Here is a 23,677-nt window from a genome sequence, read left to right on the forward strand (position 1 = left end):
ACGCGCCGCGCCCTGCTGCCATTTGCGCGGAGGAGCCCGCGCCGCTGCGCCACGATACGTCTGCGAATGCTCGGCGCGCGGGCGCGCATAAACATCGCATCGCGCAGGTGAACATTCACACCCGTCACTCACGGAAGAAACCACCGGGCACCCCGCCGCGCACGTCGGCGAGGCAGCGACGTCTGCAAGTTGCTGCGACTCGCGGGGGTCGACGACCCCGCCGCGGGCGAGCACCGCGCGGTCCTCGACGCAGTGGAGGCGCGCCGGTCCTCGGGTCGGGTCGTCCCGCGTCGACTCCGTCTGCCCGAGGATGTCGCCGAAGATCACGAGCGACAGGTCGTGCCGCGAATCGTCGGAGTCATCGTCGGCCCACTTAATGATGGCACCCGCGTACACGCCAGGCGGAGATCCGGCCCGAATCGCTGCTACCGCAGCACCCTCCGACCGTCGACGATCAGGTGACCATGGCCCGCGGATCGTCCGACCCGAGAATCATGGCAGTCCCACCCGTCGCCGCTCGGCGAGTCGTGCACCGTGCTCGGCAGCGCCTACGCCGGGCGGCGTGCCGGCCAGTGGAACCAGGCGACGAAGTGATCGCGGATCAGCTTGGCCCCGAGATACGCCTCGCGGAGGGCCTCGCGCGTCGAATCGAGGCCGTAGCCGTGGCTGACGATGTCGGTGCAGATCTGCAGGCCGATGCCGTGGCCGTCGGTGGTATAGCGGCTGGCGAAGATCCGGCTGAAGTCGTCGCCGAGGTCGGCGAGCAGGCGGGCGCGGTGCTCGGGCGTGACCAGGTTGCTGACCACGAAGCGCAGGTCCGTGTCCTCCGACTCGGCGAGCGGAAAGATCTCGACGTGGACCACCGCGTCGGAGGCGAAGCGCGACGCGTTGTTGATCAGGTTGTACATCACGCGATCGAGCGCCGCGAACTCCATGCAGCACTCGGACACCGAGCCGCTGAAGTCGCACGCCAGCTCGATGCGCACGCGCCCGGCGTCGGCCGCTCCGTACGCGATCCCGGCCCACTTCTCTACCAGCAGCGACGTGTCGTGCTCGGCCGGCGACAGGTCGACCGCGTAGCCGGCCGGGTCGAGGTCGGGCAGCGCGTTGCGCATGATCTTGAGGTGGTCGCGGACGAGGAAGAACACCCGCTCGACGTCCTCGGCCTCGGCCTCGTCGGCCTCACACAGGTCGAGGTGCATCAGCAGCCCGCTCAAGCTGCCGCCGCGGACGTCGTGATAGACCTTGCGCACCGCCATCGGCGTGTCCTCGGCGACCAGCGCCGCGCCCAGGCCGCGGATCTGCTCGCACAGCTCGCGGTAGTCCTGCCGCGCGAGCTCGGCCTGCAGCAGCGGGACCCCGGCCTTCGGCTCGTCGAGGCGTTGCACGATCCGCTGCAGCGACCGCAAGAACTCGTAGATCCGCCGCACCACCGGCGCGTCGCCCGGCGCCAGGTCGTGGACCGACGCGACCACCGTATCTCCCACGTAGCGACGCGGCCGCGGGCGAATGTTGGCGGGCGACGCGAGTGCGAGCAATTCGGGGCGCGTGAGCGGAAGAGCGGACTCCATGGGACGAGAGCATGCTGCCCCCCATGCCATGTACTTGCAAGCCGGCCGCGCAGCCGCCGATCCGTCGCCGGCGTGATCGCGCCGCCGTGCAAGGTTTGTCTCCGCTTCGTCCAACGTGGCGGTTGAAACCGCGCTGAAGCGTACGGCCGAGGCCGCTGGCGAGGAATTACGAACTCGACCGCCGCGCGGGACATTCGCGCTTCGATCGCGGCAATCGCCGCGGCGAGGTGGTCTTATCATCACGGTCAATCGCGGCACCATGGCCCCGCGACATGTCACATCGGCGGCGCGCGCTCTCTTCACAATTCCCCGCGGCGAGCGTGCCTCGATAGGCCGGCGACATGGCCCGAGGACCAGGTTCGCGGCGCGCCGCGCGGCCGGGCCGCTGGCTCGCCCGCTCGCCCGCGGCGCGAGCGTCCGCGAGGCCCCGGCGCGGCGCGCGGCCGGGCCCGTCTGTACAATGTCTGTCCTGGTTGTAGAAGGTTGTCCTCGTCGGCTCCGAGCGGCCGGGGTTCGCTGTTCACCGGCGAAATCGCGGCCCTCGGTCTGTTGATATTGGCGCCGCCCGGGGCGCGACTTGACGCAGTGTCGCCCCCCACGCTATCGTCATAAGAGCCCTGAGGCAGAGATCGGGGCTCCATCTTTCCACCCTGGGGCTCGCGCGCGCCGCCGCCGGGAACAGGCGATTGTCGCGCATGCAAAACCCCCTCAAACATTATTCACTCCGCCTGACGCTGCGCAGCCCGATCCTCTCGCTGGGGCAGCGACGGCGGCGGGCCTTCGACCTGTTCTTCGGCGAGCTCGTGCGCGACGACGACGTCACCTGCGCCGCGGCCAACGTGTACGCAGTGCGCCTCGGCGCCGGGGACGTGCACTACCCCCGGGCTGCCGCGCAGATCGGCAGCGAATACCTGGTGCGGGTCTGCGACGAGGCGCTCACCCGCGACGGCCACGTCCAGGAAGAGATCGCCGATTGCTTCTGGCACCCGGTGACCGACGTCTACGTCCTCGACGGCCTGACCGGCGCCTTCGAGGCCGCCGAGCGGCCGGTCCTCCTCGGGCTGTTCGTGCAGACGATGTGGGCCGCGCTGTCGCGCGAGAGCGGCATCCTGTTCCTCGACGTCCCCGCGGCGGAGCTGCCGTTCTGGCGCCACCTGATGGGCGCCGAGCAGCTCTCGGGCTTCGTCGTCGCCGGGGGCGACGAGCTGGCGCGCAACGACAGCAGCCGCCGCGCGTCGGGGTTCGAGGATTACGCCGCGCTGGCGCAGCTGCACGGTCGCTCGGACGCCGGCCGCAACTAGCACGAATGCGGCGCGGCCGGGCCGGGACTCAGCCCGCGGGCGCGGGGCCGCAGTATCGTCGTACGAGCCCGAGCAGCAGGTCGAAGTCGATCGGCTTGCGGACGAACCCGGAGACCCCGGACGGCGCCTTGTCGGGGTGCGCGGCCGACAGGACGACGACCGGCAGCGCGAGGATGCGGTCCTCGTCGCGCAGGATGTCGACCACGTCCCAGTCGCCGAGGATCGGCATCATCAGGTCGACCAAGATCAGGCAGGGATCGCGGTCGGAGCGGCGCAGGTAGGTGAGCGCCTCGTCGCCGCTCCTCGCCTCCTCGACGACGTAGCCCTCGCGACGCAGCAGCACAGCCGTGATTCCCCGAATTTCGGAGTCGTCTTCGATGATGAGAATCGTGGGCATCTCGCGGAAAACCTAGCAGACGATTCGCGGTGCGCATGGCGAGCCATGACCACACAGCGCCTTCGCCGCGGCGGGCCGGCGACCAGCGACCTCAGCCGTCAGTTCGGAAGCCAGGCGCTGGGGTATGTCGCCCGCCCGCCTGCGCCCGGCCGCGCCGCGCGAGGCCCGCAACGGCCCGGACCGGCCTCTCTGCCGCGCTGGCTGGCCTTTCGAGCACGCGGCGGGGGGCATGCTATTCTCGCCGCGGTCGATGAGCAACGCCGGGTCCGAATCTCGCTCCGACGCCCGTGCCCGCCTCGCAGCGATCGTGGAGGACGCTTACGACGCGATCCTCAGCAAGTCGCTCGACGGCACCATCCTGTCGTGGAACCGCGGCGCGGAGCGCCTGTTCGGTTACCTCGCGCACGAGGTCGTCGGCCGCCCGATCACCCTGCTGGTGCCCGCGGAGCGCGTCGACGAGGAGGCCCAGGTCACTGCGCGCATCGGCGCCGGCGACCCGCTCCCGCCGTTCGAGACCGAGCGGCGCTGCAAGGACGGCCTGCTCACCGCGGTGGTCCTCGCCGTCTCGCCTCTGCGCGACGAGCACGGCCAGATCGTCGGCACCTCGATCGTGGCCCGCGAGCGCAATGACGGCACCCGCGTCGAATACGACAGCGCCGCCGCGTTCAACCCCCTGCGCGACTCCAACCCGACGATGGCAACCCTGCTCGCCGCGCTCGAGGACGAGCTGCGCAACCGCCTCCACGTCGTCACCATCTCCGCCCACCTCCTGGCCCGCAGCCCCCGCGGCGACGCGGCCGCCGACACCGCCCGCGAGCTCCTGGCCCGCCAGGCGAGCGAGCTCCCGCGACTGATCGGCCTGTTCACCGACACGGCCGCCGGCCTCGCGGAGCCCGTTCCGGAGCGCAAGGACGCCCCCGACAAGGGCGTCTCGGACGTGGTCTCGCTGGCCTGAACCGCGGCCGGCGGCCTCGCCTGGCCCCTGGGGCAGGGCCAAAAGGTCATGTCTCCACGGCCAGGCGATGCGGGTCGCCTGGAGCGAGGCGCGCACCGCCACGGTGCGCGCAGGCGTCCGCAGTGCGCAAGCGACCCTCGGTCCGCGGATCGATCTCGACCCCCTGGATCGGCGCGAGTTACCTCCTGCGTGCGAGAAGGCGCTCGAGCTCGGCGAGTGCGGATGCCGCGGTATCGGCTACCAACCGAGGGTGGTCCGCCTTGGAACGCACCCGCGGGATCGTGATCGACGAGTGAGTCCCCCTGGAGCGACCGGCTCCCCGATCTTCATTCGACGCTGCCTCGACGGCGACGCGCGCGGACCGTAGGGTCTCCACGCCCAATTGATGGAGCACGTGAGCGACAGCGGGCATGTCTGCGGCCTTCGGCACCCATCCCGATCTCATATTGACACCGATTCGGTCGGCCCATAGCTTCTCGCCCCCATGTCACTATTGGCTCGAGAGAACCATTCGTCGATCTTCACCTGCATCATCGGCGCGACGCTGCTCGCCTGCTCGTCCTCGCCGAACACCACCGACGACGGGAGCACCGGTAGCAGCAGCGGCGGCAGCGAGACGGCCACCGCCGACACCGGGAGCAGCACGGCCGACGACAGCCTCTCGCCCACGACCACGACCAGCGAAGGCAGCACCTCCGGCCCGACCACCTCCGACAGCGAAGGGGTCACCGGCACCACCAGCGGGTCGACCGGCGACGATGACAGCACCGGCGACAGCAGCAGCAGCAGCACGACCTCGGGCGACGACGAGGAGCCGCCGTCGACCACCTTCGACGAGCGCGGCTGCACCCTCTTCGTCGACCAGCTCACCGGTGACGACGGCAACTCCGGCAAGGCCAAGGACCAGGCGCTCGCCACGATCAAGGCAGCCACCGGCATCGTCGCCGCGGGTGACACCGTCTGCGTCTACCCCGGCGACTACGGGGCCTTCAAGAACACCGCCCACGGGACCGCGGATGCGCGCATTCACTACGTCTCGGTCGAGCGCTGGCAGGCCAAGGTCTCCGCCCCGACGATCCCGCTGCAGAACGTCGGCGACTACGTCGACATCGACGGCTTCGAGGTCACCACCACCGACGAGAGCATCGGCCTCGGCATCTCCAACGGAGACGGACAGCTCGCCAACCACTGCCGGATCTTCAACAACCACGTGTACGGGATCGTCGCCAAGACCCGCGGCGGCAGCGGCGGCGCGGGCATCCTCTCCGCCGGCTGGGTGTCGCAGAAGCCGTATCAGGGCGAGGACGTCGAGATCTTCAACAACTTCGTCCACGACATCGGCAACCCCGGCGAAAACGCCGGGCTCGTCCAGGGCATCTACGTCTCGCACCCGCACGCGAAGATCTACAACAACATCGTCTACAACGTCTCGGGCTGGGGCATCCACGGCTGGCACAACGCCAACTACGTCACCGTCTCCAACAACCTGACCTCGAACACCGAGGGGATCGTGCTCGGCAACGGCGACTCGCCGTGCGGCCAGATCACCTGCGAGTTCACCGACTATTACGTGACGAACAATATCCTGTACGACGACCGCGTCGGGATCGTGCTGTACGACGGGCCGAATCACCTGGTCTCCCACAACAACTTTTATTTGACCGAGCCGAGCGGCGACAACCCCACGACGGACGATCCGCAGCTCGTCGGTTACGCGCTCGACCCCGACGGCGACTTCCACCTCGGCCCGACGAGCCCGATGATCGACGCCGGCAGCCCCGAATACGCCCCGGCCTTCGACTTCGACGGCAAGTCCCGCCCGAAGGGCGTGGCGCCGGACGTCGGCCCCTACGAACGCTGAGTCGGCCCCGTCGACGGCAGAGCCCGCGTCGACAGGGTCGCCCCGCGGGCCGCACGTGCCCGGCTCGAGCTGCAGCCGTCATCTCGGGCGAGTTGCCGTGCTCGCCCGCGGCGCTGTGGATGAGGCCGTCGTCACAGGCGGCGAAGATGCAATCGAGGTCGGCGCCGCGAAGCTCGGCGACGGCCTGCCGCCCGCCGCGCCGGTCGGCGCCGCGGGCGAACTTCGCCGGCTGCCCGGGCGCGGCGGTCCCGGCGCGGCCTGTAGATGCGTCCAGTCGACGTTTGTGCAGGCAGAGGCGCGCTCACGCTTCCAGCGTCCGACGCGCCATGGTACTGCACAAACATGCAGTACACGAGCATCCCCCACCCGCCTGTGCAGGCGGCCGAGGTGGCGACTCGGATCATTCACGAATGGGCGGCGGCCGGTCTCCTGCCCGGTCGTTCGCGCCGGCCCGCCGCGGGGTCCTCACGACATTCGCCGCCGGCCGCGGCGAATGCGGCGAGCCGGGCCTCGCAGCCGGTCGTGCTCGACAGCTTCAACCTGGAGGCCGCCGAGCGCCGCCTCTGCGAGCAGGCGCTAGCGACCGCAGGCTCCCTCGTCCACGCCGCGGCCGCTCTCGGCATCACGCGGCATTCCCTCAAGCGCCGCATCGTCAAGCTCGGGCTCGTCTGGCCGCGCCATGGATCGGAGTCTTGAGTCGGCCTTGGATCCGAGCCGATGATTCGTCGCCTGCGCAGCGGCGCTCTCGCCCGCGCCGCGGGTGCGAGAGCACCGAGGGCCGCGCGCCCCACCTCCGGCCCCGCAGCCCCCGGCGCGCCGCGGCCGATCCAGCGAGCTGCGCAGAGGACGGATTTGCGACCGACCAGGGCGTCTCGGCGTGAGGGCCGCAATGGCCGTACCTGCGAGGTGCCGGGCGCCCTCCAATGGAGCGAGCCCCGCGGGCGGGCGCCCACGGGCGCCCGCGGGCGCCCGCGCGACCGATTCCTCATTACGAAGACAGGGTCGACGCCGAGCGCTCGCCCCGTGGATTCGGTACCATGGGGGTATATGCAAGCAGCTCGGACCGTCACTTTGCTCGACGTGCCATTTCGGGTGCTAGGTCCCGTCCCGCTGGCTCCCTATCGCCTCGGCGCGCGGCTCCGGGCCGCCGGCCTCACCGCCCGTGTGCTGGATCTGAAGCCCCTGCTCGTCGCCAAGATCGGCCGCGGCGCCTACCGCGAGCTCAGCGAGAACGACGGGGTCGGCAAGTTCGGCGAGTGGCTGTTCTCGAGCCATGCCTACGGCGATCGCGTCGGTCCCGGCGACGACGCGTTTCTCGAGCGCTTCGCGGCCGACCTCGGTCCCCTGCGGGTGCTCGGCGAACCGCGTCGCTGGTTGCGGCGGATCCGCGACGAGGTCGTCCCCGAGTTTTTGCGCGACGCCTGCGCTCGCGTCGAGCTCGCGGGCGTCCCCGCGGTGATCGGGTTCGCCTGCGAATCGTTCCAGACCAATGCCGCCCTCGCCGTCGGTCGCCGGCTCAAGCGCCGTCACCCGCAGCTCAAGCTGGTCCTCGGCGGCACAGGCGTGCGCGACGGCACCACCGCGTCGTTCCAGCCCGCGCCGTGGATCGACGTAGTCGCGCCGTCGGGCACCGACGAGCTGCTCGTCCCGCTGTTCAAGGCGCTCGTCGCCGGCTGAGCCCGGCGCGCGGTCCCGCGGCTCACACGCCGCAGTCCGTCTCGCCTTCGATGCAGGTCTCCTGGTCGGCCTCCGAGGCGAGTCGGAGGCAGTGGAAGTGTTCGGCGGGATCCGGCATCGCCAGACATTCCGTGAACGTCGCGGGGCTCTTCAGAGTCACGAGGGTGACCGGGTCTTCGACCCACCAGCACAGGTCGCCCACCCCGCCCCGGGACTCGATGGCGGTCCCGTCCGCCAAGATCTGGTAGTGCCCGTATTCGTCGAACTGGCCGCTGCCGGCCTGAAAGGTCCAGCGGACGGTCCCGACCTTGCGATCGCGCAGGGCCTCCAGCGCGCACTTCAGGTTCGCAACGAGCTGCGCGTCGTCGCCGGCCTCTTCGTCGTCGGTCCACGCGACGGTCTCGCACAGCGCCACCGCGCAAGGATCGCCCTCGCTGCATTCACAGTTCCCGGAGGGCGCCGCGGTCGTCGAATCGCCCGCGGTCGTCGAGTCGCCCGCGGTCGACTGCGGCTCGGTCGTCGCGGTGCCTGTCGTCTCGTCCTCGGGGCCGTCGGTCGAGCCGTCGTTCTTTTCGGTGCAGGCGAGCACGAGCGACAGGACGCACAAAAAACCGCAGACGACACGAGCAATCGGCATGCCGCTGCATCCAGCAATTGTCGGACCAACTCGCCGCGGCTCGCACCCGCCCCCCGGCAGCACGAGCCCCCCGGCGATCGTCGCGCCTTTGCGAAAACATGTCCTTTCGGACATGTCCATGAATTCTCTCGCTGCCCCGCTGACAGCGCCGTCGTGAGCGTGACAGCGCTGTCGCGGTTGACCGGGCCTGCGCGGGTTGGTAGCCCCTCTTCATGTCGTCTCTTGGCTTGCGCATTTCTGCCCTCGTCGTCTCGCTGCTCGGCGTCGCCCCGGCGGCGGCCGCCTCGATCGCGGTCACCACCAGCGAATCCGACTCCGACACCTTCCCCGAGACCACCGGCGAGGCGCCGCAGCTCATCACCATCGTCGAGCCCGCCACCAACGACGTCTTCGTCGGCGCCCCCGAGGCCAAGGTCCAGGTCATCATCGAGTTCGACCCCACCTTCGACGGCGCCGACATTCACCTGGTCAGCAAGACCCGGCTCGACGGCGACGGCCCGTGGACCGAGGTCAAGGACGACGTGTGCGCCGCCGGACCGTCGCCGTGCATGCTCGACCTGTCCCTGGCGCCCGACAAGTACATGCTGAGCGCCCAGGGCGAGGGGCCCGGCGGCGCCCTCGAGCAGTCGGTCGTCATCATCGAGGTCGTCGAGGGCGAGGCGACCGACACCGACGCCAGCGGCTCTGCGACCGAGGGCGAGACCGGCGAGACCGGCAGCGCCCCCACCAGCTCCGCGACCGGCGACGGCCCCGGCACCGACTCGACCGGCAGCACCACCGGCGACGACCCGTCCGCGTCGGGCGGCGACCCGGCCGACGGCGACAAGGGCTGCGCCTGTAGCACCGGTGCGAGCGGCCCCGACGTCCTCGGCCTCGCGCTCGCGCTCCTGCTCGTCCCCGGCCTCCGCCGCCGGCGCTGAGCGCCCGCAAATGCACATGTCCCAGAGGACATGTCACCGGCCGCGCCCGCCCTGATGTACGATGCCGGACATGCGAGCATCCGGGTGGTGGGCGATCGGCGGCGTCGCCTTGCAGGCGCTCACGGGCTGCCCGACCAGCGAGGCCGACCCGACCGCGACCGCGACCGAGCCCGCCGCGAACACGACCTCGAGCACGAGCACCACCGGCGGCTCGCTCGCCCCCGAGCCCACGACCTCGACGACGACCTCGACGACGACCTCGACGACGACCGCCACGACCTCGACGACCTCGAGCACCACAGCAGCGTCACCGGTGACACCTCGACGGGGCCCGACGGGGCCGTGGTCGCGCTGCAGATCGATCCACCGCAGGTCGTCGTCACGGTCGCCAGCGGCTGGTCGTTTCCCGCGCAGTTCACGGCGGTCGGCCTCGACGAGCGCGGCCACGAGGTCCCGGTCGAGGCGGAGTGGAGCCTCGCCGAGCCGGCGCTCGGCACGATCACGCGCCACGGCGGCACCTTCCAGGCCAGCAACACGGCGGCCGGCGCCGCGAACATCCTCGTCAGCGCCGCCGGCCTGCAGGCCACCGCGCAGCTCACCGTCGAGCTCGTCGACGACGCGCCGAGCTGTCCGCCGCGCCCGCCGCTGACCGACGGCGACCCGGCCCCCGGCGCCTTCGTCAAGGTCGTCGCCCCCGAGCACCGCGGCACCGGCATCTACCACGGCCTCTATCTGCCGCCCGACTGGCAGCCTGGACGGCGCTACCCCGTGATCGTCGAGTCGCCGTGCAACAAGTACGGCGATTTCACCGGCAAGGTCGACGACGCCACTCTCGGCTACTACCTCGCCGGCTGTCGTCATTACGCCTGGCTGGTCCTGCCCTACATCGAGGGCGGCGCCAACCTCGATTACGGCTGGGGCGACGTGCCGGCCACGATCGCCTACTGGCAGACCCAGCTGGGCCGCACGGTCGACGCCTTTGGCCTCGATCCCGGCGCGGTGGTGGTCGCGGGCTTCTCGCGCGGCGCGATCGGCACCAGCTTCGTCGGCCTGAATGACGCCACCATCGCCGACGCCTGGCTCGGCTTCGTGATGCACAGCCACGCCGACGTGGTCACGCCATTGACCCCCGACCAGGGCGCAGGCTCGGCGACGCGAATGCAGCGCGTGCGCGGCCGGGCCGCCTGGCTGTCGTGGGGCGCAGTCGACGACGGCGGCGCGGCCAACAGCCTCAAGGGCGTCGAGCTGCTCACCGGGTTCGGCTATCCGGTGACCAGCCTCGCCGTCCCCGGCGTCGGTCACACCGACGCCTGGATGGCCGACGACGCCGCCTCGCGCCAGGCCGCGCAGCAGTGGCTGTTCGCCACGGTGGCCGCGCGACCGGGCACGCACGCGATCCGCGGCCGGGTGGTCGACGGCGCCGGCCACGGCGTCGCCGACGCGGCGGTCGCCTCGGGCCTGCACGTCACCCGCACCGACGCGCACGGTTATTACGCGCTCCTCGGCCTGCTCCCCGGCCCGCGCGAGGTCGCGTGCACCCACGCGATTCTCACATGTTCCGAGAGCCAGGCCGTCGACATCACCGCCGGCGACGCGGTCGACGTCGACTTCGTCGCCGGGCCCTGACGCGCCTACTTCTTGCGCGCCGCCTGCACGATCGACGCCTTCCGCAGCGCCCGCACCTTCTCGAACAGCGCCACGTTCGCCGCCAGCAGCTTGGCCGTCTTCACCAGCGTCGTCCGCGTCGTCGAGGCCGCGGCCGCGGCCGCCACTGCGGTGAGCGCCTCGGTGTTCGCCAGCGACTGCTCGGCCAGCAAGAACGCGACGTCGAGGAGCATGCACTCGCGCCCCTCGGCGTCGACCGAGCCCGCGAGCAGCGGCGCCTGGGCCAGCGCCGCCACCATGTGCCCGGCCGCGCGGCTCGCCGGGCTGACGTACAGCGCCGGCAGCTTGAGCTTGGCCAGCAGCGCCTCTAACGCCCCCGTGCGCTCCGCGTGCAGCTGCGCCAGCTTCTCGTAAGTCTTGCGCCGCTTGGGCCGCTCGGTCTGCTCCGCCGCCGCCATCGCCACGCGGGCCGCGTGCCGCTCGTGCATCGCCAGCGCGCTGACGAAGTCGGCGACGAACACCCCGTCGAGCCCGGCCTGCTTGCCGATCGCCTTCAGCTTCGCCAGCGGCACCACCAGCGCCGGCTCGATCACAGTCATGCCCTCGCGTCGACTGACGCCGCCCTTGTCCTTCGTGACCGTCAAGGTTGCCATGGGTCCTCCTATTCCTCCGCCTCGTCGGCGACGTCCTCGATATCGGCGTGGGGGCGCGAGCGCAGCGCGGGGATCGGGTGCGGGCCCTCGGTGGTCAGGCGGAAGTCGTCGCCGAACTCTTCCACGTGGCGATCGATGACCTCCTCGCTCGGCACCTTGATCCCGCCGTTCACCGCCGCCTGGTACTTGAAGTAGCGCGCGTCCGTCGGCAGCGCCGTCAGCGGGACGAAGTCGAGCCCCACCGAGGTGAGGTCGATCTCCGCGGCCAGGACCTTGCGGATGTACTGCTTGTTCTCCTGGAAGCGCGTCGGCTCGGGCAGCTCCGCCGGCAGCAGCTCCGCCGGATCGGTGCCCTCGTGGCGGCGCAGCAGCTCGCCGGCCACCCGGACGTGCTCGATCTCCATCGCCAGGTGCAGCTCCCACAGCTTGCGGATCCGCGGGTCCACCTCGTCTTTCATGAACGACCAGTACAGGTAGCACTCGTTGTAGTGGTGGAACAGCTCGCGCTCGAACCACGAGTCCAGCGGGTCGAGCAGCGACTCGTACTGCGTCACGTGCTGCTCCTCGATCTCCGCGATCTCGAGGTACAGGCCGCGCGCCAGCGGCGGCACGTAGGTCGGCCCGACGTTCATGTAGAAGTTCATGGTCTGCTGCTCGGCCGCCACGATCGTCATCGAGTGCAGCCGCGACAGCGGGTCGACGGTGTGGGTCTCGAAGTGGCGCCGGACCTCGTCGTACGGGTGGCGGTGTTCGACCACCGTCGGCCGCCCCGGCATCACCTCGGTCAGGTTGCCGACGATCTCGTGGACCCGCTTGGGCCCCTCGACGAGGTCGATGAGGTTGGCGTAGCGGTACAGGTGATCGAAGTCCTCGAGCAGGCCGAAGTGCAGCACCTGCTGCAGGTACGGGTTCGGCTCGGTGCGGGCCAGCCACGCGGTCAGATCGATCGCCACCTGCTCGTAGGCCAGGGTGGTCTCGAGCACGCTCTGGTCCCCGGGGAGCAGCCAGTTGACCGCCTTCTGCTGCTGTTGGTCGACCCGCCGCACCAGCGCGAGTTGGCGCTTGACCGCCCAGTCGTCGGTGTGGCGCGCGAACTGGTGGGAGAACATGACGGACTCGACCTCGATGCCGTTCATCACGATCACGCGCGCGCGCGTGTACGGATGCACCTCGCGCTTGTCGAACGGCTGGACGTTGAGCTCCGACCAGTTGCGGATCTGCTTCTCGAGCGGGATCCCTTTCTCGGCGAGCGGATTGAAGCCCATGGAGACTCTCCTTCATCCCCGCTGTGGACGCGCTGTTTCGCACCGCGCGTCGTGGGGAGCGTTCGATCCGGTAACACCGACCCTCGCCGCCGCCACTCGCTCGCTCCCTGCAGCGCTGTAGCCCGTCCCCGATCGTCGCGCCGGCTTCGCCCCCGACTGCCACCATTCGTGCGGAGAGCCCGCTCTTCGCTATCGCTGCAGCGCGAGCATCGATATCGAGCGTGTGCGCCGATTCGCCCGGACCGCGGCGCCCTCCGGACCGCAGCGACGACCTGGGCAGACCCCTCGGCCTCGTCGATCCTCATCGAGCTCGGCGACACCGGACTCGCGTCGCTCCGAACTGCGACGCGAGTCACGGGTCGTCGGCCGGCTCGAGCGACCCCCGCGCCGGGCCGCTCGGCGGGCGCAAGCCTTCTGGTCCGACGGCGGCGGGCCCGCGCACGCGGCCGGGCTCACGGGTGCGCGGGGCGTCCGCGGCGTGCATCGGCGTGTGGCGGCGCCCGGGATGCGTCGCGCGCGATCGCTGACACACCCCGTCGCCGTGAATCACCACGACCTCGCCCTCTCGTCATCGTCGCGCACGTTCACGACCTCGCAACAACTTCTGACGCGCGCGCGGGCCCTGATCCCCGGCGGCTATCACCTGTCCGGTCGGCCGCTGGTGACCCCCGCCGATTCGCCGATGTACTTCGAGCGCGGCGCCGGCAGTCGCGTGTGGGACGTCGACGGCCACGAATACATCGACTACGTCATGGCATACGGCCCGCTCCTCCTCGGCTACGCCCACGAGGAGGTCGACCGCGCCGCCTTCGCGCAGGCCCGTCGCGGCAACCTGCTGACGCTCAACCACCCGCTGCACCTCGAGTTCGTCGAGCGCCTGGTCGCGCGGCTGCCCGGGGCCGAGATGGGCGCCTTCTTCAAGACCGGGTCCGACGCCACCACTGCCGCGCTGCGACTGTCGCGGCGGGCCACCGGTCGGCGCCGCGTCGCACGCTGCGGCTATCACGGGTGGCACGATTGGTGCCTCCCGCTGGCCGACTTCGTGCCCGACGGGCTCGACCGCCAGGTCCTCGAGTTCCGGCCCGACGAGCCGGAGTCGCTGCGCGAGCTGCTGCGGGCCCACCCCGGCGAGGTCGCCGCGGTGATCCTCGCGCCCGAGATGATGCCGTCCTCGCGCCCCGAGCTCGCCCAGCGGTTCGCCGAGCTCGCGCGCGAGCACGGCTCCGTGTTCATCCTCGACGAGATCAAGACCGGTCTGCGCATTCGCCCCGGCTCCTTTCAACAGTGGGCCGGCGTCGTCCCCGATCTGACCACCCTCAGCAAGGCGCTCGGCAACGGCTGGCCCGTCGCCGCGGTAGTCGGCCGCCGCGACGTCATGCGCCACGGCGCCGAGCTTCACATGTCGGCCACCTACCACGGCGAGACCACCGGCCTCGCCGCCGCGCTCGCCGTCCTCGACGTCCTCGACCGCTCCGACGTCACCGGCCACGTGTGGCGCCTCGGCGAGCGCCTCATCGCCGGCCTGCAGGCCGCCGCCGAGCGCCACCGCGTGCCCGCCGTGGCCTACGGCGAGCCGCTGCCGCCGATGCCGTTCCTGCGCTTCACCCACCCCGACCCGCGCGTGCGCGACGCGGCCGCGGCGACCTTCTACACCGAGATGCTGCAGCGCGGGATCTTGCTGCACCCGCGCCACCTCTGGTTCGTCAGCGCCGCCCACTCCGACGACGACATCGATCGCACCCTCGCCGCCGCCGAGGCCGCGATGCTCGCGGCGGCGGCCAGGCATCATTCGTCGCTGGATCCGTCGCACCCATGAATGACTGCGATTGTCATGACAGGCGCCAATCGTCGCGTCCGCGGCGCCCTGGGACTTACCCTGGAGCTCGCTCCTCGTCGCACTTTTTTACGCCCGGCTTCGCTTGTCAGCGCGCGAAGCTGGCCCATGCTCGGCGGACCGCGGCGCCGAGCGAGCAAGACTGCGAGCGCCGCGGCGAGCGGCCGTCCGCGCAGCCCCGGCGCGGCGCGCCTCGAGATCCGCCCCGTGCTGTCGACGAGCGTAACGTGCCCGGCCCCCCGCATACGAACTCCGACCTCACGCCGACGGGCCGCGGCTATCCGCGCCCGCTGCTGCGGCGGGCCGACGACAGCTGGGTCAGCCTCGACGGCGCGTGGGACTTTGCGATCGATCGCACGGGCCAATGGCGGCACCCCGCAGAGGTCGCCTGGAAGGGCTCGATCGAGGTCCCCTTCGCGCCGGAGACCGAGCGCAGCGGCGTCGGCGAGCGCGGCTACTTCGTCGCCTGCTGGTACCGGCGCCACCTGATCCTCCCGGCCGCCTCGCCGCGCGAGCGGCTGTTCGTCCGCTTCGGCGCGGTCGACCACGCCGCCACCGTGTGGATCGACGGCGCCCACGTGGCTACCCACGAGGGCGGCTACACCCCGTTCTCGGTCGAGGTCACGCGAATGGGTGGCGCCGGCAAGCCGATCGAGCTGGTCGTGCGCGCCATCGACGACCCGCACGACCTCGCCAAGCCGCGCGGCAAGCAGGACTGGCAGGAGCAGCCGCACTCGATCTGGTACCCGCGCACCACCGGCATCTGGCAGAGCGTCTGGCTCGAGCGCGTGCCTCACGTCCACGTCGCGCACCTGCGCTGGACCTCGAACCTCTTCCGCTGGGAGATCGGGTTCTCGGCGCAGCTCGCCGGCCTCGTGCCGGCGACCCTGAGCCTGCGGCTGCGGCTGTTCAGCGGCAGCCGCCTTCTCGTCGACGATCAGTACCAGTGCACCCACAACGAGCTGCACCGGCGGATCCCCCTCTCCGATCCCGGCATCGACGACGCGCGCAACGAGCTGCTGTGGTGCCCGGGCTCGCCCAACCTGCTCGACGCCGAACTCGAGCTCGTCGACGACCACGGCGTCGTCGTCGACGCGGTGCGCAGCTACACCGCCCTGCGCACGATCGCGGTCCACCGCGACCAGATCCTGCTGAACGGCCGGCCGATCCGCCTGCGCATGATCCTCGATCAGGGCTACTGGCCCGACACCGGCATCACCGCCCCTGACGACGCCGCGCTGCGGCGCGACGTCGAGTTGGTCCTCGCCATGGGCTTCAACGCGGTGCGCAAGCACCAGAAGATCGAGGACCCGCGCTATCTCTACTGGGCCGACCACCTCGGCCTCCTGGTGTGGGAGGAGATGCCGAGCGCCTACCGCTTCACCGGGCGGTCCGTGCAGGCCCTCATCCAGGAGTGGATCCAGGTGCTGACGCGCGACAGCAGCCACCCCTGCATCGTCGCGTGGGTGCCGTTCAACGAGTCGTGGGGCGTGCCGAACCTGCCCGACAACCCGTCCGAGCGGCACTACGTCACCGCGCTGTATCACCTCACCAAGACCCTCGACCCCAACCGGCCGGTCGTCGGCAACGACGGGTGGGAGAGCGTCGCCACCGACATCATCGGCATCCACGACTACGAGGTCGACCCGGCGCGGATGTTGCTGCGCTACCAGGCCCCGAACGTGCGCAACAACCTCTACGAGCGCGAGCGCTTCGGCGGCCGCGAGCTCGTCCTCGGCAACTTCCAGTCCTTCGACCACCCCGTGGTCCTGTCGGAGTTCGGCGGCATCGCCTTCTCGGACGACCGCCGCGGCACCTGGGGCTACAGCCGCTCGAACGACGTCGGCGAGCTCGAGCGCCGCCTGCACGCGCTCTTCACCGTCGTGCGCGCCCAGGACATCCTCGCCGGCTATTGTTATACGCAGTTCGCCGACACCTATCAGGAGGCCAACGGCCTCTTGTTCGCCGACCGCACGCCCAAGCTGCCGATCGAGCGGATCGCCGCGCTCAACGGCCTCGGGCCGCCGACGCCGCACGACGACCACGGCCACCACGGGCAGGAGGTCTAGCGTGTTCAAGCGCAGCCTCGTCAAGCCCGACGGTCGCCTGCTCCACCTCTACGGCCGCACCTCGCCGCCGCCCGAGTGCGACGTCGAAGGGCCGCGCGGCGGGCACGGCGGCTCGCACATGCGCTGGCACCCGCTGCGCGCCGAATGGGTGGTGTACGCCACCCATCGCCAGACCCGCACCTTCTTGCCGCCGCCCGAGTACAACCCCTTGCTGCCTTCGAGCGACCCCCATCAGTCGACCGAGGTGCCCGGCAGCGCGTGGGACGTCGCGGTGTTCGACAACCTGTACCCCTCGCTGTCGGCCGACGCGGGCGCCCCCCCGCCGCAGATCGTCGACACCGCCCCGGGCGTCGGCGCCTGCGAGGTCGTGGTGTTCTCGCGCGACCCCGGGCAATCGCTGGGGACCCTGCCGCTGGCGCAGATCGAGCTCATCCTCGACGTCTGGGCCGACCGCACCGCCGACCTCGGCCGCCGCGGCGAGCTCGCCTACGTGTTCCCGTTCGAGAACCGCGGCGTCGAGGTCGGCGTCACCCTGCACCACCCGCACGGCCAGATCTACGCCTACCCCTTCGTGCCGCCGCTGCCCGCCCGCGTGCTCGCGCAGGAGGAGCGCTACCACGCCCTGCACGGCCGCCCCCTCGCGCTCGAGCTGCTCGAGGCCGAGCTCGCGGCCGACGAGCGGGTGCTCTACCGCGGCCCGCGGGCGGTCGCCCTCGTGCCCGTGTGCGCCCGCTACGCCTACGAGGTGTGGGTCACCCCGCGTGTGCCCTGCCCGTCCCTCCTCGCGCTCGACACCGAGATCCGGGCCGACCTCGCGCGCGCGCTCAAGACCACGCTGCTCAAGTACGACGGCCTGTGGGGCCGCCCCTTCCCCTACGTGATGGCCTGCTACCAGGCCCCGAGCGACGGCGAGCTGCACCCCGAGACCCAGCTGCGCATCGAGTTCTACCCGCCGTATCGCATGCCCGGCCGGCTCAAGTACCTCGCCGGCACCGAGCTCGGCGCCGGGGTGTTCACCGCCGAGACCCTGCCCGAACTCAAGGCCGCCGAGCTGCGGGCCGTCGAGGTGGAGCTCGAATGACGGGCCGCGACGTCTTCGCCGCGCTGTTCGGCCACGGCAGCGACGTCTGCGCCAGCGCCCCCGGTCGCGTCAACCTGATCGGCGATCACACCGACTACAACGGCGGCTTCGTCCTGCCGACCGCGCTGCCGCAGCGCACCCGCGTGCAGCTGAAGCGGCGCGCCGATCGGGCCGTGCGGGCCGCCAGCGCCCAGCGCCCCGGCGTGGTCGGCTACGAGCTCGGCGCGGAGCGCAAGACCGGCGGCTGGGTCGACTATGTGCAGGGCGTCACCGCCATCCTCGCCGGCGAGGGGCGCCCGCTGGCCGGCTTCGAGCTCCACGTCGACTCGGACGTGCCGGTCGGCAGCGGCCTGTCGTCCAGCGCCGCCCTCGAGGTCGCGCTGCTCCGCGGCCTGCGCAAGCTGTTCTCGCTGGCGTTCGACGACGACGTCCTGGCCGCCCTGGCCCACCGCGCCGAGACGGAATTCGTCGGCGCGCCGGTCGGCATCATGGACCAGTTGGTCTGCAGCCGCGGCGACGAGGGCTCCGCGCTGTTCATCGACACCCGCTCTCGGGTCGTCGAATCGATCGCCTTGCCGCCGCAGCTCGGCCTCGTCGTCATCGACTCCGGCGTGCCGCACGATCACAGCACCGGTCATTACAAGACCCGCCGGGCCGAATGTGAGCAGGCCGCGGCGCTGCTCGGCGTCTGGCAGCTCCGCGACGTCGACGCCAGCGACCCGCGGATCGCCGGCCTCCCCGAGCCGCTGGCGCGGCGCACCCGCCACGTCGTCCACGAGAACCAGCGGGTCCTCGACGCCGTACGCGCATTGACGGCCGGCGACCTGCCCGCGCTCGGGCGATTGTTCGACGAATCACACCGATCGATGCGCGACGACTTCGAGGTCTCGTTGCCCGCCATCGACCTGCTGGTGGCCCTGGCCCGCCGCCACCCCGAGGTCTTCGGCGCGCGCCTCACCGGCGGTGGTTTCGGCGGTGCGGTCGTGATCCTCACCGCACACGCCCACACCGCCGCGGTCGCGCTCGACGTCGTCGCCGCGTACTCGGCGATCCTGCCCCGCGAGCCAGTGGTCATTCTCCCATGGTTGCACGCTCAACAAAACCATCCCATGAACCTCGAATCATGAGCGCTCTCGACCAAGACCGGACCGCACCGCGGCGCGGCGTCGACCCGGCCTGGGTAGCGACCGACTACGATTACGATCTAGTGTGTCTGTCGCACCTCCGCTGGGACTTCGTCTACCAGCGCCCGCAGCACCTGCTGTCGCGCTGCGCCCGGGCGCGGCGGGTCTTCTTCGTCGAGGAGCCGGTCCGCGGCGACGCCCTGCCGCGGCTGGAGTGCAGCCGCCGCGACTGCGGCGTGACCGTGGTGGTCCCCCACGTGCCGCGCGACCTCGACGACGACGAGACCGAGATGATCCTGAGCAGCCTCGTCGACGACCTGATCGGCGATCAGCGGCTCGGCAATTATGTGCTCTGGTACTACACGCCGATGGCCCTCGGCTTCACGCGCCACCTCGTGCCCGCGGCCACCGTGTACGATTGCATGGACGAGCTGTCGGGCTTCTGGGGCGCCCCCCGGGCCCTGCGCGAGCGAGAGCGCGATCTGCTGCGCAGCGCCGATCTGGTGTTCACCGGCGGCCGCAGCCTCTACGAGGCCAAGCGGGCGCTGCGGCCGAGCGCGCACCTGTTCCCCAGCAGCATCGACGCCTCGCACTTCCGCCAGGCCCGCGGCCTGCAGCCCGAGCCGCCCGACCAGGCGGGTCTCGGCCGGCCGCGCCTCGGCTACTTCGGCGTCATCGACGAGCGCCTCGACCTCGAGCTGCTGGCGGCCGCCGCCGACCTGCGCCCGGACTTCACCTTCGTGATGGTCGGCCCGGTCGCCAAGATCGATCGTGCCACCCTGCCGCGCCGGCCCAACATCCATTACCTCGGGCAGAAGCCGTACGCCGAGCTGCCGGCCTACATCGCCGGCTGGGACGTCGCCCTGATGCCGTTCGCCCGCAACGACTCGACGCGCTTCATCAGCCCGACCAAGACGCCGGAGTACCTGGCCTCGGGACGGCCGGTCGTGTCCACCTCGATCCGCGACGTCGTCGAGCCCTACGGCCGCGAGGGCCTGGTCGCCATCGCCGACGCGCCGGCCGACTTCGTCGCCGCCGCCTGTCGCGCCCTCGAATCGACGCGGCGCGGCGAGTGGCTGCAGCAGGTCGACGCCTTCCTCGCCAGCGGCTCGTGGGATCACACGTGGGCGCAGATGGAGTCGCTGATCGGCGCCGCAGTGCGTGCCAATTGGGCGACCGGCGCCCCGAGGATCGAATCATGTTCGACTACCTGATCGTCGGCGCGGGCTTCGCCGGCAGCGTGCTCGCCGAGCGGCTGGCGGCCGGCGCGGGCAAGCGGGTGCTCCTGGTCGATCGGCGGTCGCACATCGGCGGCAACGCCTACGATCATTACGACGACGCCGGCGTGCTCGTGCACAGGTACGGCCCGCACATCTTCCACACCAATTCGCGCGAGGTGTTCGACTACCTCGGCCGCTTCACCGCCTGGCGGCCCTACGAGCACCGCGTCCTGGCCAGCGTCGAGGGCCAGCTGCTGCCGATCCCGATCAACCTCGACACCGTCAATCGCCTGTACGGCCTCAGCCTCACCTCGCTCGAGCTCGAGCAGTTCTTCGCCGCCCGCGCCGAGCCCGTCGAGGCGGTGCGCACCTCCGAGGACGTGATCGTCAGCCGGGTCGGCCGCGACCTCTACACCAAGTTCTTCCGCAACTACACGCGCAAGCAGTGGGCCTCGACCCCGGCGAGCTCGACGCCTCGGTGACCGCGCGGGTGCCGGTCCGCCTCGGCCGCGACGACCGCTATTTCAGCGACACCTACCAGGCCATGCCGCGCCACGGCTACACCCGCATGTTCGAGCGCATGCTGGCCCACCCGGGCATCAAGGTGCTGCTGGGCGCCGATTACCGCGACGTCGTCGGCGAGGTCGCCTACCGCGAGATGATCTACACCGGCCCGGTCGACGAGTTCTTCGACCACAGATTCGGCCCGCTGCCGTACCGCTCGCTGCGGTTCCAGCACGAGACCCACGACCGCCCGGTGTTCCAGCCGGCCCCGGTCGTCAACTACCCCAACGAGCAGCCGTACACGCGGATCACCGAGTTCAAGTACCTCACCGGGCAAGAGCACGCCAAGACCAGCGTCGTCTACGAGTACCCGTGCGACGACGGCGACCCGTACTACCCGGTCCCGCGGCCCGAGAACGCCGAGCTGTACCGCCGCTACAAGGCCCTCGCCGACGCCACCCCGGGCGTCCACTTCGCCGGCCGGCTCGGCACCTACCGCTATTACAACATGGACCAGGTCGTCGCCCAGGCGCTGACGCTCTACGCCCGGCTGCGCGGGTGACGAGGACGCCATGGAGCCCACGCCCACCCCGGCCCCCCTGGAATTGTGGGGCGGCGTCGAATGCACCGTCAATCGCGTCGGCGACCGCTTCCACGACCAGCTCGTCGCCAGCGGCCATCACCACCGCCACGCCGACATCGACGCGATCGCCGACCTCGGCGTCCGCGTCGTCCGCTACCCCGTGTTGTGGGAGCGGACCGAGCGCTCGCCGGGGTGCCACGATTTCGCCTGGCCCGACCGCCGCCTCGCGCTGCTGCGCGCGCGCGGCCTGACCCCGATCGTCGGCCTGCTCCACCACGGCAGCGGGCCGCCGCACACCGACCTGCTCGACCGCGAATTCCCGCGCCTTTTGGCCCGCTTCGCCGGCGAGGTGGCCCGCCGCTACCCGTGGGTCGAGCTCTACACCCCGGTCAACGAGCCGCTGACGACCGCCCGCTTCAGCGGGCTGTACGGCCACTGGTACCCGCATCACCGCAGCGACGCGTCGTTCTGCCGCGCTCTGGTGAATCAATGCCTGGCGACCCAGGCGGCGATGCGGGAGATCCGTCGCGTCCAGCCCGGCGCGCGCCTGGTCCACACCGAGGACCTCGGGGCCGTCCTGGCCGCCCCCGCGCTGCTCTACCAGGCCCAATTCGAGAACGAGCGCCGCTTCCTCTCGCACGATCTGCTGTGCGGCCGGGTCGACCGCGAGCACCCGATGTACGCCTATTTGCGGGCGTCCGGGATCGCCGACGACGAGCTGGCGGTCCTGCGGGATCATCCGCCGCCCGACCTGCTCGGCGCCAATCACTACATCACCAGCGTCCGCTTCCTCGACGACCGCCTCGAGTTTTACCCCCACCTCCCCGCCGGCGGCAACGGCCGCCACCGCTACGTCGACGTCGAGGCCGTCCGCGTGTGCGACGACGGCATGCCGTGGGCCTACGAGCTGCTCCACGAGCTCGGCAGTCGCTACCGGCTGCCCGTCGCGGTCACCGAGGCCCACCTCGCCTGCGACGTCGACGAGCAGATCCGCTGGTTCGACGAGCTGTGGCGGGCCGCAGAGCGCTGCCGGGCCGCCGGGATCGACGTCCGCGCGGTCACTGCGTGGTCGCTGTTCGGCGCCTACGACTGGCATTGCCTCGTGACCCAAGAGACAGGTCGATACGAGCCCGGCGCCTTCGACGTGCGCGACGGCAGCCCGCGCCCCACCGAGCTCGCGCGCTACCTCGCCGGCCTCGCCGCCGCGCCCGCGGCCCGCCACCCGGCCCTGGCCGCGCCCGGCTGGTGGCGCCAGGCGTCGCGCCTGCACTACCCGCCGGCGCGGGCGCGTCGCCACCCCAGCGGCCCCTGCCCGGGCCCCATCGACGCGGCCGTCCCGCGAGGAGTGTGAACCAATGCGCGTACTCGTCACCGGCGGCGCCGGCTACATCGGCAGCGTGGTCGTGGAGGAGCTCCTGGCCGCGGGCCACGAGGTCGCGGTGATCGACAACCTGAGCAAGGGCCACGCCGACGCCGTCCCCGCCGGGGTCGAGCTGGTCCGCGCCGACCTGCGCGACGCCGACCTGGTGCGCCGGCTGCTCCGCCACGCCCGCGTCGAGGCGGTGGTCCACATGGCCGCCGATTCGCTGGTCGGCGAATCGGTGCAGAGCCCGGCCAAATACTACGAGAACAACGTGGTCGCCGGGCTCGGCCTGCTCGACGCCATGGTCGAGGTCGGCGTGCATCGCCTGGTGTTCTCGTCGACCGCCGCGGTCTACGGCGAGCCCGAGACCCAGCCGATCGACGAGACCGCGCCGACGCGGCCGACGAACCCCTACGGCGAGACCAAGCTCGCCCTCGAGCGGGCGTTCGCCTGGTACGAGCGCGCCTACGGCCTGCGCTCCGCCTCGCTGCGCTACTTCAACGCGGCCGGGGCCAGCGCCCGCTGCGGCGAGAGCCACGACCCCGAGACCCACCTGATCCCGCTGGTGCTGCAGGTCGCCCTCGGCCGCGCCCCGTACGTCACGCTCTACGGCGACGATTACCCGACCCCCGACGGCACCTGCGTCCGCGACTACATCCACGTCGTCGACCTCGCCCGCGCCCACGTCCTCGCGCTCTCGGGCCTGGACGGCGGCAGCTGCATCTACAACCTCGGCTGCGGCGGCGCCGGCTACAGCGTGCGCCAGGTCGTCGACACCGCGCGCGCGGTGACGGGCGCGGCGATCCCGGTGCGACTGGGCGCGCGCCGGGCCGGCGACCCGGCTGTCCTGGTGGCCAGCTCCGCGCGGATCCAGCACGACCTCGGGTGGCAGCCGCGACTCGGCGCATTGGCGACGATCGTCGAATCGGCGTGGACGTGGCTGCGCGGCCACCCGCGCGGCTACGCCCATTGATTCGTCGGAGTCGCGACGATCTCGCGACGCGCGTCCGCCCGAGCTCCCGAGGATTCGCCGGACCCGCGAGGGCGGGACCGCAGG

20 protein-coding genes and 1 pseudogene are annotated in these 23,677 nt (G+C 71.3%); 15 read left to right on the forward strand and 6 right to left on the reverse strand.

Features of this window, described 5'->3' with window-relative positions; all coding sequences use genetic code 11:
- Positions 1-548: 548 nt before the first annotated feature.
- Complete coding sequence (locus OV090_RS07610) at positions 549-1,571, reverse strand: ATP-binding protein (protein WP_267702841.1); 1,023 nt, start codon at positions 1,569-1,571, stop codon at positions 549-551.
- Between the two features lie 695 nt (positions 1,572-2,266).
- Here OV090_RS07610 and OV090_RS07615 point away from each other — a divergent pair.
- Complete coding sequence (locus OV090_RS07615; RefSeq protein ID WP_267702842.1) at positions 2,267-2,872, forward strand: hypothetical protein; 606 nt, start codon at positions 2,267-2,269, stop codon at positions 2,870-2,872.
- Positions 2,873-2,900: 28 nt separating this feature from the next.
- On the opposite strand, the gene OV090_RS07620 is transcribed toward OV090_RS07615, so the two are convergent.
- On the reverse strand, positions 2,901-3,269 hold the full coding sequence (locus tag OV090_RS07620) for a response regulator (RefSeq protein WP_267702843.1): 369 nt from the start codon (positions 3,267-3,269) through the stop codon (positions 2,901-2,903).
- Positions 3,270-3,519: 250 nt separating this feature from the next.
- Between OV090_RS07620 and OV090_RS07625 the strand changes: the two genes are divergently transcribed.
- The 4 genes from OV090_RS07625 (at position 3,520) to OV090_RS07640 (ending at position 7,762) form a co-directional block, all read left to right on the forward strand.
- Positions 3,520-4,224, forward strand: a complete 705-nt coding sequence (locus OV090_RS07625) for a PAS domain S-box protein (RefSeq protein WP_267702844.1) — start codon at positions 3,520-3,522, stop codon at positions 4,222-4,224.
- Positions 4,225-4,708: 484 nt separating this feature from the next.
- A complete protein-coding gene (locus tag OV090_RS07630) occupies positions 4,709-6,085 on the forward strand; it encodes a right-handed parallel beta-helix repeat-containing protein (protein ID WP_267702845.1) in 1,377 nt (458 codons plus the stop codon).
- 372 nt (positions 6,086-6,457) lie between these two features.
- Positions 6,458-6,781 carry a helix-turn-helix domain-containing protein gene (locus tag OV090_RS07635; RefSeq protein WP_267702846.1) on the forward strand — a complete coding sequence of 108 codons (324 nt, stop codon included), beginning with the start codon at positions 6,458-6,460 and terminating at the stop codon, positions 6,779-6,781.
- A 351-nt stretch (positions 6,782-7,132) separates the two neighbouring features.
- Positions 7,133-7,762 carry a hypothetical protein gene (locus tag OV090_RS07640; protein ID WP_267702847.1) on the forward strand — a complete coding sequence of 210 codons (630 nt, stop codon included), beginning with the start codon at positions 7,133-7,135 and terminating at the stop codon, positions 7,760-7,762.
- 22 nt (positions 7,763-7,784) lie between these two features.
- On the opposite strand, the gene OV090_RS07645 is transcribed toward OV090_RS07640, so the two are convergent.
- Positions 7,785-8,399 carry a hypothetical protein gene (locus tag OV090_RS07645; protein WP_267702848.1) on the reverse strand — a complete coding sequence of 205 codons (615 nt, stop codon included), beginning with the start codon at positions 8,397-8,399 and terminating at the stop codon, positions 7,785-7,787.
- A gap of 212 nt (positions 8,400-8,611) precedes the next feature.
- Here OV090_RS07645 and OV090_RS07650 point away from each other — a divergent pair, with 212 nt between their 5' ends.
- On the forward strand, positions 8,612-9,319 hold the full coding sequence (locus OV090_RS07650; protein ID WP_267702849.1) for an MYXO-CTERM sorting domain-containing protein: 708 nt from the start codon (positions 8,612-8,614) through the stop codon (positions 9,317-9,319).
- A 33-nt stretch (positions 9,320-9,352) separates the two neighbouring features.
- On the opposite strand, the gene OV090_RS07655 is transcribed toward OV090_RS07650, so the two are convergent.
- On the reverse strand, positions 9,353-9,616 hold the full coding sequence (locus OV090_RS07655; protein ID WP_267702850.1) for a hypothetical protein: 264 nt from the start codon (positions 9,614-9,616) through the stop codon (positions 9,353-9,355).
- 45 nt (positions 9,617-9,661) lie between these two features.
- Between OV090_RS07655 and OV090_RS07660 the strand changes: the two genes are divergently transcribed.
- Positions 9,662-10,945, forward strand: coding sequence for a carboxypeptidase-like regulatory domain-containing protein (locus OV090_RS07660; RefSeq protein ID WP_267702851.1), 1,284 nt, complete (start codon positions 9,662-9,664; stop codon positions 10,943-10,945).
- A 5-nt stretch (positions 10,946-10,950) separates the two neighbouring features.
- Here the strand turns inward: OV090_RS07660 and OV090_RS07665 are convergent, their stop codons facing one another.
- Both OV090_RS07665 and OV090_RS07670 read right to left on the reverse strand, forming a co-directional pair.
- Positions 10,951-11,577 carry a hypothetical protein gene (locus OV090_RS07665; protein WP_267702852.1) on the reverse strand — a complete coding sequence of 209 codons (627 nt, stop codon included), beginning with the start codon at positions 11,575-11,577 and terminating at the stop codon, positions 10,951-10,953.
- Between the two features lie 8 nt (positions 11,578-11,585).
- On the reverse strand, positions 11,586-12,842 hold the full coding sequence (locus OV090_RS07670; RefSeq protein WP_267702853.1) for a hypothetical protein: 1,257 nt from the start codon (positions 12,840-12,842) through the stop codon (positions 11,586-11,588).
- 541 nt (positions 12,843-13,383) lie between these two features.
- Here OV090_RS07670 and OV090_RS07675 point away from each other — a divergent pair.
- From OV090_RS07675 to galE, 8 genes and pseudogenes are all read left to right on the forward strand, one after another.
- Complete coding sequence (locus tag OV090_RS07675) at positions 13,384-14,658, forward strand: aminotransferase class III-fold pyridoxal phosphate-dependent enzyme (protein WP_267702854.1); 1,275 nt, start codon at positions 13,384-13,386, stop codon at positions 14,656-14,658.
- 245 nt (positions 14,659-14,903) lie between these two features.
- On the forward strand, positions 14,904-16,745 hold the full coding sequence (locus OV090_RS07680) for a glycoside hydrolase family 2 TIM barrel-domain containing protein (protein ID WP_267702855.1): 1,842 nt from the start codon (positions 14,904-14,906) through the stop codon (positions 16,743-16,745).
- 1 nt (position 16,746) lies between these two features.
- Positions 16,747-17,826 (forward strand): galactose-1-phosphate uridylyltransferase, encoded by a 1,080-nt coding sequence (gene galT / locus OV090_RS07685; protein ID WP_267702856.1) that lies wholly within the window; start codon positions 16,747-16,749, stop codon positions 17,824-17,826.
- Positions 17,823-18,953 (forward strand): galactokinase, encoded by a 1,131-nt coding sequence (gene galK / locus OV090_RS07690; protein WP_267702857.1) that lies wholly within the window; start codon positions 17,823-17,825, stop codon positions 18,951-18,953. The genes galT and galK overlap by 4 nt, the downstream gene beginning before the upstream one ends.
- Positions 18,950-20,164, forward strand: a complete 1,215-nt coding sequence (locus tag OV090_RS07695) for a glycosyltransferase family 1 protein (protein WP_267702858.1) — start codon at positions 18,950-18,952, stop codon at positions 20,162-20,164. The genes galK and OV090_RS07695 overlap by 4 nt, the downstream gene beginning before the upstream one ends.
- Positions 20,149-21,236 (forward strand): annotated as a pseudogene (gene glf / locus OV090_RS50540) (UDP-galactopyranose mutase). The gene OV090_RS07695 and the pseudogene glf overlap by 16 nt, the downstream one beginning before the upstream one ends.
- Positions 21,237-21,246: 10 nt before the next feature.
- A complete protein-coding gene (locus tag OV090_RS07710) occupies positions 21,247-22,608 on the forward strand; it encodes a family 1 glycosylhydrolase (protein ID WP_267702861.1) in 1,362 nt (453 codons plus the stop codon).
- A gap of 4 nt (positions 22,609-22,612) precedes the next feature.
- A complete protein-coding gene (gene galE / locus OV090_RS07715; RefSeq protein WP_267702862.1) occupies positions 22,613-23,593 on the forward strand; it encodes a UDP-glucose 4-epimerase GalE in 981 nt (326 codons plus the stop codon).
- Positions 23,594-23,677 lie beyond the last annotated feature (84 nt).

It is taken from the genome of Nannocystis sp. RBIL2 (assembly GCF_026626745.1).
Classification (GTDB): Bacteria; Myxococcota_A; Polyangia; order Nannocystales; family Nannocystaceae; genus Nannocystis.

Excerpts from the sequence above, each read along its gene's own strand:
- galE (WP_267702862.1), top strand. The coding sequence starts at position 22,613 with ATGCGCGTACTCGTCACCGGCGGCGCCGGCTACATCGGCAGCGTGGTC.
- OV090_RS07620 (WP_267702843.1), bottom strand. The coding sequence starts at position 3,269 with ATGCCCACGATTCTCATCATCGAAGACGACTCCGAAATTCGGGGAATC.
- galK (WP_267702857.1), top strand. The coding sequence starts at position 17,823 with ATGACGGGCCGCGACGTCTTCGCCGCGCTGTTCGGCCACGGCAGCGAC.
- OV090_RS07615 (WP_267702842.1), top strand. The coding sequence starts at position 2,267 with ATGCAAAACCCCCTCAAACATTATTCACTCCGCCTGACGCTGCGCAGC.
- OV090_RS07650 (WP_267702849.1), top strand. The coding sequence starts at position 8,612 with ATGTCGTCTCTTGGCTTGCGCATTTCTGCCCTCGTCGTCTCGCTGCTC.
- OV090_RS07640 (WP_267702847.1), top strand. The coding sequence starts at position 7,133 with ATGCAAGCAGCTCGGACCGTCACTTTGCTCGACGTGCCATTTCGGGTG.
- OV090_RS07670 (WP_267702853.1), bottom strand. The coding sequence starts at position 12,842 with ATGGGCTTCAATCCGCTCGCCGAGAAAGGGATCCCGCTCGAGAAGCAG.
- OV090_RS07645 (WP_267702848.1), bottom strand. The coding sequence starts at position 8,399 with ATGCCGATTGCTCGTGTCGTCTGCGGTTTTTTGTGCGTCCTGTCGCTC.
- OV090_RS07710 (WP_267702861.1), top strand. The coding sequence starts at position 21,247 with ATGGAGCCCACGCCCACCCCGGCCCCCCTGGAATTGTGGGGCGGCGTC.
- OV090_RS07625 (WP_267702844.1), top strand. The coding sequence starts at position 3,520 with ATGAGCAACGCCGGGTCCGAATCTCGCTCCGACGCCCGTGCCCGCCTC.
- OV090_RS07610 (WP_267702841.1), bottom strand. The coding sequence starts at position 1,571 with ATGGAGTCCGCTCTTCCGCTCACGCGCCCCGAATTGCTCGCACTCGCG.
- OV090_RS07630 (WP_267702845.1), top strand. The coding sequence starts at position 4,709 with ATGTCACTATTGGCTCGAGAGAACCATTCGTCGATCTTCACCTGCATC.
- OV090_RS07665 (WP_267702852.1), bottom strand. The coding sequence starts at position 11,577 with ATGGCAACCTTGACGGTCACGAAGGACAAGGGCGGCGTCAGTCGACGC.
- OV090_RS07695 (WP_267702858.1), top strand. The coding sequence starts at position 18,950 with ATGAGCGCTCTCGACCAAGACCGGACCGCACCGCGGCGCGGCGTCGAC.